This window comes from Synechococcus sp. B60.1 (assembly GCF_047462555.1).
Classification (GTDB): Bacteria; Cyanobacteriota; Cyanobacteriia; order Thermostichales; family Thermostichaceae; genus Thermostichus.
Map to the genome: position 1 here is coordinate 33,871 of NZ_JANSJN010000007.1, position 7,791 is coordinate 41,661.

The 7,791-nt window shown below is 59.5% G+C and carries 7 protein-coding genes; 6 read left to right on the forward strand and 1 reads right to left on the reverse strand.

The genetic code is table 11. The features are described 5' to 3' along the window. On the reverse strand, positions 1-710 hold a 710-nt coding region (sufR, locus tag NW863_RS01555), incomplete at its 3' end, for an iron-sulfur cluster biosynthesis transcriptional regulator SufR (RefSeq protein ID WP_414364006.1). Positions 711-872: 162 nt separating this feature from the next. Here sufR and sufB point away from each other — a divergent pair. From sufB to NW863_RS01585, 6 genes are all read left to right on the forward strand, one after another. Next, positions 873-2,309 carry a Fe-S cluster assembly protein SufB gene (gene sufB, locus NW863_RS01560; RefSeq protein ID WP_414364007.1) on the forward strand — a complete coding sequence of 479 codons (1,437 nt, stop codon included), beginning with the start codon at positions 873-875 and terminating at the stop codon, positions 2,307-2,309. Positions 2,310-2,432: 123 nt separating this feature from the next. Then, the gene (sufC, locus tag NW863_RS01565) at positions 2,433-3,206 is read left to right on the forward strand and encodes a Fe-S cluster assembly ATPase SufC (protein ID WP_414364008.1); all 774 of its coding nucleotides are present in this window, start codon (positions 2,433-2,435) and stop codon (positions 3,204-3,206) included. Further along, positions 3,203-4,510, forward strand: a complete 1,308-nt coding sequence (sufD, locus tag NW863_RS01570) for a Fe-S cluster assembly protein SufD (RefSeq protein WP_414364009.1) — start codon at positions 3,203-3,205, stop codon at positions 4,508-4,510. The genes sufC and sufD overlap by 4 nt, the downstream gene beginning before the upstream one ends. A 686-nt stretch (positions 4,511-5,196) precedes the next feature. Further along, positions 5,197-5,649 (forward strand): AbrB family transcriptional regulator, encoded by a 453-nt coding sequence (locus tag NW863_RS01575; RefSeq protein ID WP_414364014.1) that lies wholly within the window; start codon positions 5,197-5,199, stop codon positions 5,647-5,649. Between the two features lie 135 nt (positions 5,650-5,784). Then, positions 5,785-7,185, forward strand: coding sequence for a 1-acyl-sn-glycerol-3-phosphate acyltransferase (locus NW863_RS01580; RefSeq protein WP_414364010.1), 1,401 nt, complete (start codon positions 5,785-5,787; stop codon positions 7,183-7,185). A 232-nt stretch (positions 7,186-7,417) separates the two neighbouring features. Further along, positions 7,418-7,618, forward strand: coding sequence for a hypothetical protein (locus NW863_RS01585; protein WP_414364011.1), 201 nt, complete (start codon positions 7,418-7,420; stop codon positions 7,616-7,618). Positions 7,619-7,791 lie beyond the last annotated feature (173 nt).

Sequence of the window (7,791 nt, forward strand, 5' to 3'; positions counted from 1 at the left end):
GGGGGGGATCCCGTCTTGGCAATCCAGTAGCCGCACTGGTGTTCTCCGTTCACCTGCCAGGTGAGGCGCTCCACCCGACAATCGGGCAGGGCGGCGGCAAACATCTCCAGCTCGTGGCCGCAGACGCTGGGAAAGCGCTGGGCAATCTGGGCGATGGCGCAGTGGTGCTCCACCAAGACATATTGCTCGACATACTGCTCAGAGCCTTCTGCTGCAATTGGGGCAGCCAGGTTGGCAGGATAGGGGTAGTACTCCGCCATGTAGCCCTCTGCCTGGCGCAACTGCACCAGGCGCTCCAGCCGCTCGGCCAGGGATCCGGAGCCCATCTGGGCTTGGTACTCCTGGGCTTTGCGCTGCCACTGCTGCTGGAGCAGGGATCCCATCTGTTCGGATCCCAGGGTTTCAGCCAGCGTATTGAGCAGACCGAGGGCAAACTCGTCGTAGCCGGTGGGGAATTGCGCTTCTCCTTGGGGGCTGAGCTGATAGAGGTGCTGGGGGCGGCCCAAACCGCTAGCTTGAGCGACATGGTGGATCAGCCCCTCTGCCTCCAGATCCTTGAGGTGGCGGCGAATGGCCTGGGGAGAAATGCCCAAGTGCTCTGCCAGAGTCTGGGCGGTGGCCTGCCCCGTCTTGCGTAGGTAGATCAAGATAGCCTGCTTGCTGGAAACGGGTTGCGTGAACGGATCGGTGATCTTGCGCGCGCTCTCCACCCTCGCCCTCCTGGTTAGACTGGGTTTACTCGGCTGCCGCTGCCAGCACCGCTACTTTGACAAGGGGATCATTGCTAAAGTAACCTGAGGATTAGTTAAGCAACAACCATGTTGTTTTAATTGGCCATCTGTTTTGCCCCTGTCCCTAACCGAGAGCCATCCATGTCTACGAGCGTCCGCACCCTAATTAGCCAGCCCTACAAGTACGGCTTTGTTACCGACATCGCCTCTGAGTCCATCGGCAAAGGCTTAAATGAGGACATCATTCGGCAAATCTGGGCCAAGAAGGGGGAGCCGGACTTTATGCTGGAGTTCCGGCTGCGGGCCTACCGCCAGTGGCTGAAGATGAGCGAGCCCACCTGGCCGAATGTGACCTACCCGCCCATCGACTACCAGAACATCGTTTACTACTCCGCTCCCAAGGTAAAGGAGAAGAAAAAGAGCCTCGACGAAGTGGATCCCGTGCTGCTGGAAACCTTTGAGAAGCTGGGGATCCCTTTGTCGGAGCAGAAGCGGCTGGCCAACGTGGCGGTGGACGCCATTTTCGACAGCGTCTCGGTGGCCACCACCTTCCGGGAAAAGCTGGCCAAGGAAGGGATCATTTTCTGCTCCATGTCGGAGGCGCTACGGGAGTACCCAGACTTGGTGCGCAAGTACCTGGGCACGGTGGTACCCATTGCCGACAACTACTACGCGGCGCTGAACTCGGCAGTGTTTAGCGATGGCTCCTTTGTCTATGTGCCCAAAGGGGTGCGCTGCCCGATGGAGCTGTCCACCTATTTCCGCATTAACAACGGCGAGTCGGGCCAGTTTGAGCGCACCCTGATCATTGCTGACGAGGGATCCTACGTCAGCTACCTGGAAGGCTGCACGGCCCCCATGTTCGACACCAACCAACTGCACGCGGCGGTGGTGGAGCTGATCGCCCTGGACAATGCCGAGATCAAGTACTCGACGGTGCAGAACTGGTATGCCGGCGACGAAAACGGCAAGGGCGGCATCTACAACTTCGTGACCAAACGCGGCCTCTGTCAGGGGGCCAACTCCAAGATCTCCTGGACGCAGGTGGAGACCGGCTCGGCCATCACCTGGAAATATCCGAGCTGCGTGCTGGTGGGGGAAAACTCGGTGGGCGAGTTCTACTCAGTGGCCCTGACCAACCACTACCAGCAGGCCGATACCGGCACCAAGATGATCCACATAGGCCGCAACACCCGCAGCAGAATTATCTCCAAAGGCATCTCGGCGGGGCATTCCAAAAACAGCTATCGCGGCCTGGTGAAAATTGGGCCCAAGGCAGAAGGCGCCCGCAACTTTTCCCAGTGTGATTCCATGTTGATTGGGGATCAGTGCAGCGCCAACACCTTCCCCTACATTGAAGTGCAAAACGACACTGCCAAAGTAGAGCACGAAGCTTCCACTTCCAAAATCGGAGAAGAGCAACTGTTCTACTTCCAGTCGCGCGGCATTTCTGTAGAAGACGCCGTCTCCATGATCATCAGCGGCTTCTGCCGAGAGGTGTTCAACCAATTGCCGATGGAGTTTGCCGTCGAGGCGGATCGGCTGCTGAGCCTGAAGCTAGAGGGATCCGTTGGCTAGATCCCTGGCGAGCGGCTATGCTCGTTGCCAATTGCCGAGCAGCCTGGCGCAGCTCCACCTTGGGGGCGGCGCTGAAGGGGTAGGTCTGTCCGCCAATACTTCGACCCAAGACGAACTGCTGACATGATCCGGGAAAACAGCCCTGTCATTCTATCTGTCCGCGATCTCACGGCTGAGATCGACGGTACCCCTATCCTCAAAGGGGTGAACCTGGAAATCCGGGCCGGCGAGATCCACGCCATCATGGGGCCCAATGGCTCCGGGAAGAGCACCTTCTCCAAGATCTTGGCCGGCCACCCCGACTACCGGGTAACAGGGGGCGAGATCCTCTATCTGGGCAAGGATCTCTTGGCAATGGAGCCGGAGGAGCGAGCCTGGGCCGGGATCTTCTTGGCCTTTCAATACCCCATCGAGATTCCGGGGGTGAGCAACTTGGACTTCTTGCGCGCCGCCTACAACGCCCGGCAGAAATATCGGGATCAGCCGGAAATGGATCCCCTCGATTTTGACGACTTGGTGCGGGAAAAACTGAGTATTGTCAGGATGGATCCCGCTTTTTTGGAGCGCTCCGTCAACGAAGGGTTTTCCGGCGGCGAGAAAAAGCGCAACGAGATCCTGCAGATGGCGGTGCTGGAGCCGACGCTGGCTATCTTAGACGAGACGGATTCTGGCCTGGATATCGACGCGCTGCGCATCGTTGCCCAGGGCATTAACCAACTGGCCGGCCCTGAGAAGGCCATACTCCTCATTACCCACTACCAGCGCCTGCTGGAGTATGTAACCCCCGACTATGTGCATGTGATGGAAGGGGGGCGCATTCTCCTCAGCGGCGATAAGACCTTGGCGCTGGAGCTGGAAGAGCGGGGCTATGACTGGCTCAAGGAGGAGGTGGGATGAGCGCTGCGGTGCCCAAGTCCTCGGTTCGAGAAAGCGACGCCAGCGGTTTTGGCCGTCCCTTTCTGGAGCACATCCTCCGCCAAATCCCAGAGGTGGAAGATCCCCATACCACCCTGAGACAGCAGGCCCGCGCCCAACTGGCGGAACTGGGGATCCCCACCCCCCGCGAAGAAGACTGGAAATACAGCGACCTCTCGCCGCTGGTGGCCCACACCTTTCGCCTGGCCGGCCCTGGACAGGCAACGCTAGAGAAGGCCGTGCTGGAGCCCTGGCTGTGGCCGGAGAGCCGTCACAGCTATGCGGTGTTCGTCAACGGCTACTTTGCTCCCCACCTTTCTGACTTGAGCGGCCTACCCTCAGCCCTGCGAATTGCTCCCCTAAGCCAGTCGGCTCCTGGATGGTTGCAAACCATCGTCAAGCTCGATGTCTTCAGCGCCCTCAACACCGCCCATCTAGGCGATGGGATCCAGATTGAGCTGCTGCCCCAGCAGGAGGTTTTGCCGCCCTTGCACCTGCTCTGGATAACCGTGGCCTCTGAAGGAGAGGCGGTTTTGGCCCAGCCCCGCTGTCTGGTGGCTTTGCAGGCCCACAGCTCCCTCACCCTGATTGAAGATCACCTCTCCTGGGGGGCCGGGATCCCCTTTGGCAACGCCGTTACCGAGATTGCCCTAGCTGAAGGATCCCGTCTACACCATGTGATCCTGCAGCGGCAGGGATCCCAGGCTTTTCACATCAACCAAACTGCTGTGCGCCAGGGCCGCCACAGCCACTACCGGCTACAGGCCATCCAGTGGGGATCCCAATTTTCCCGCCACAACCTGGAGCTTGCCCAGGTAGAACCCCAGGCCTACACCCACCTGCAGGGACTGACCCTGCTGAAGGGATCCCAGCACAGCGACACCCACTCCCGCCTGGTGCATCAAGCGCCCCACGGCAGCAGCCGCCAATTGCACAAGTGCATCGTGGACGAGGCGGCCCGTGCGGTCTTCAGCGGGCGCATTTTGGTGAGCCAAGCAGCTCAACTGACAGACGCCGCCCAGACCAACCGCAATCTGCTGTTGAGCCCCAAGGCGCGGGTGGATACGCAGCCACAGTTGGAGATCTTTGCCGACAACGTCAAATGTGCCCACGGGGCCACCGTCAGCCAACTGGAGGCCGAAGAAATCTTCTATTTGCAAAGCCGCGGCATTCCCCAGGCCCAGGCCAGGCAACTCCTCACCTATGCTTTTGCAGCCGAGATCCTCGAAGGGATCCCTTTGGCCCAGCTTCCTTCCCAGGTGGCCCAGCGCTTGGGATCCGGCTGAGTTGTCCCTCCCATTTTGCCCCAGCCCTTACTGCCATCAGCCAGTCTTGAAATGGCTGCTAGCGGCCTGCGTCGCCCGCGCCCGTCGAACGGCGGGACAAACGCCCGTGGCGTCGTCGGCTCCCGCTGAGAAGCCCGAAGTCCCTTACCGGCCCTGCGGGTGATGGCATTGGGCCGTAGGCTTGCTTTGGCTATTTTTCCGGCTCGTTGTGCAACACAACATCACAGCCCCTTTTGCTGAAGTTTGGAGAAGCCGTCTTGGGGGTTTAGGACGGCAGAGGGGTGGAAACTGGAGAAACAGATCTAGTCTGGTTGGCGCGACTTTATCATCGCCAATCCTGACCTGGCCCACTGCTTCAAGCAAGTCTCTTCCCCCGATCCTGCGGATCCCTCTGGCCTCTCCGCCGAAGCACCCAGGGCGCCGAAGAGCCATACCGATTCTCCAGCCTTCGTCGCCATCAAAACAAAAGCTACAGCCCCCCTCCGCACTTGAGTCCCTGCTGCCCCCCTCACCTTTTACCACGGAAAGAACACCGATTGAACGCCTATTGAGAAGAGCCTTTCTCCCTTAGAGAACCACTTCAAGTAGTAGGAGAAAAATGTGACCTCGAAAAGAGCCCCCAACTTTTGGTTGCAGAAGTACGCCAGGAGGTTATGATCCTGGAGAGGACTGTAGGGCATCAGAAAATGTTGGATATACCACCACAACCTTTAACCGGGAAGGCTCTCCTGCAGAAGGTAGAAGCGTTGAGCCATCTTCCGCGCCGCGAGACGGCAAAGCGCTGTGGCTACGTAACCATGACCAAGACCAACAAGCTCCGCGTCAACTTAAATGAGTTTTATGATGCGGTGCTGGCGGCAAAAGGTCTGAGCCTCAGTCCAACTTCCAGCCGTGACAAGCGCGGCCGCGAGCCAACCTTTCGCGTGAGCGTTCACAAGAATGGTCAGATCATCATCGGGTCCGCTTACACCGAAAAAATGAATCTCAAGCCCGGCGATGAGTTTGAGATTCAGTTGGGCTATAAGCACATTCACCTCAAGCAAGTACTCAACGGCCAGGTGATGGAGGACTCAACCTCGAACGAAGAAGCTGCCCCCAAAAAGACGCGGAGCCGCAGGAAAAAAACAACAGGAGCTTGAACCTCTTCTGGAGTTGGGCAAGGGAATCCAGTTGAGAAACTGTCACTGCAGGGCTTTCTCTCCTCCAAACCCTCCATAAGATGGGATCCGAAGCGTGGGTTTATTGACTTGCCAACCCTAGATCTGAAGATCCCTATGTACCAGACTGTTCAACCTCCTCTCAAATTTCTGCCGCCGCGATTGACGCCTTGGGTGGTTCGTTTGGCGCAGGCGGGTTTGCCCTTCTGGTTGCGCTGGGCCAAAGGGATCCCGCGCGTTGAGGTAGATGGGGGCGAGCGTTTGGCTCAGCTTTATCAGCAATTCGAGGCAGGCAAGATTCGCCTGTTGGTAGCCTTTCGCCACCCCACCCTTGACGATCCCCCCTGCCTGATGTACTTGTTTTCCCATCTTCTGCCTCAGGTGGCTCGACAACAGGGGATCCGCCTGCGGCAGCGGCCCCACGTTTTGTTTGTCTACGACCGCGGCCTGCCGCTATGGCTGGGCTTCATTGGCCGCTGGGGGCTTCCCCGGCTGGGCGGGATCCCGATTTTGCGGGGCCGTCTGGATCGGGCAGGGCTGAAGAGCTCTCGCGAGCAGTTGGTCTCAGGCCAGTACCCACTGGCGGTGGCTCCAGAGGGGACGATCAACGGCATGAGTGGGCTGCTCAACCCGCTGGAGCCGGGGGTGGCGCAAATGAGTTTTTGGGCGGTGGAGGATCTGCATAAGGCGGGGCGCCCGGAGGAGGTGCTGATCTTGCCGGTGGGCCTCCGCTACTCCTATTTGAGGGATCCCAGTGCGGCCCTGGACAGGTTGCTCCGCCGTATGGAGGCCGATTGCAAGCTCCCGGCCACGCGCTCGGCACATGTCGGCAAGGGGTTTCTGATGGCCCGCTTGCTTCGCCTGGCCGAGCATTTGATTCAGGTTATGGAGCATTTTTACGAGCGCTTCTACGCCCCCGCCCTGCCCTCTGCCGCTCGGGTCAACCTCAAAGAGGGAGAAGGTCTGTGGGCACGTCTGCAAAGCCTATCGGATCTGGCCCTGCGCGTGGCCGAGCAGCACTTTGGCCTGCAGCCCCAGGGGAACTTGATCGAGCGGCGGCATCGCATCGAACAGGCAGGCTGGGCCTGGATCTACCGGGAAGATATCCCTGATATTGCTGCGCTTTCGGCTTTGGAGAAGGGGCTGGCCAATCGCGTTGCCTCGGAGGCCAGCTTCCACCTCTGGCACATGCGCCTAGTGGAGACCCTGATGGTGTTTGCCGTGCGTCCCCTGCCGGAGCAGCCCGGCCTGGAGGAACTGGCCGAAACTGCCCTGCGGCTGTGGAACCTGTTGGTCTGGATCAAAGGCAAAAACGCCGTCGGCGCTGCCCCTCCCAGATTGGGGCCGCGGCTGGCCCGTTTCAGCATCGGGGATCCCCTCTCGGTTTCAGAGCGCTGGCCCGCCTATCAGGCCAACCGCCGGCAGGCCGTACAAGCTCTAACCCAGGATTTGCAAGCGGAGATGGAGCGGCTGCTGCAAGGGATCCCACGCTCGCCTGCGGCCATGGCCGTCGGTTGAGATCTGGGTTGGTTGGCCTTGTCGAAGGGAGCGGGAAGGCCTGTGCCGAAACTGATACCAGCCTGTTGTTGGGAAGTGTAACAATTCCTCAGGATGTTTTTTGAGACGCTTTGTGGGAGCAAGACGAACTTTTGCGTTATCTGACAAGAAAATGAAGGAAAAGGGAAGCTTCTGACGCTTGCGGTAGAAAGGTACCAGGAAGAAAGGTAGTGAGGCGCGTTGGCCTTCGCCTATGTCTGATGAGCTGCTCCGCGCAATTCGTAGGCGCGACCTAGAGGCCGCCACCTCAGCCGTGCAGCGCTTGCGTTCCCGCCACCTGAGTGAGGCTGTGATTACCTCAATGGTGATGGTGGCCGTGGAGCGATTGGCCTGGGACGAGGGCGATCGGGCTGCCGCCAGTTGGTTGCTACGTCACTGCGCTCGACGACGCTGAAAGGGATCCCATCCCCTTCTAAGGGGGCTGTCCGTCAACTGGATCCCTGCCTCTGTTTCCTAAGGTGCCGATGGCCGCCTCTGCTGCTCCCTGCGCGGATAAACCCAGTGAGCGGGCATTGGCTCAGCTCTGCTGGAGTGGCTAGGATCTCGGCCAGTTCCACCAGATTTTTT

Excerpts from the sequence above, each read along its gene's own strand:
- NW863_RS01580 (WP_414364010.1), top strand. The coding sequence starts at position 5,785 with ATGTACCAGACTGTTCAACCTCCTCTCAAATTTCTGCCGCCGCGATTG.
- NW863_RS01585 (WP_414364011.1), top strand. The coding sequence starts at position 7,418 with ATGTCTGATGAGCTGCTCCGCGCAATTCGTAGGCGCGACCTAGAGGCC.
- sufD (WP_414364009.1), top strand. The coding sequence starts at position 3,203 with ATGAGCGCTGCGGTGCCCAAGTCCTCGGTTCGAGAAAGCGACGCCAGC.
- sufB (WP_414364007.1), top strand. The coding sequence starts at position 873 with ATGTCTACGAGCGTCCGCACCCTAATTAGCCAGCCCTACAAGTACGGC.
- NW863_RS01575 (WP_414364014.1), top strand. The coding sequence starts at position 5,197 with ATGTTGGATATACCACCACAACCTTTAACCGGGAAGGCTCTCCTGCAG.
- sufC (WP_414364008.1), top strand. The coding sequence starts at position 2,433 with ATGATCCGGGAAAACAGCCCTGTCATTCTATCTGTCCGCGATCTCACG.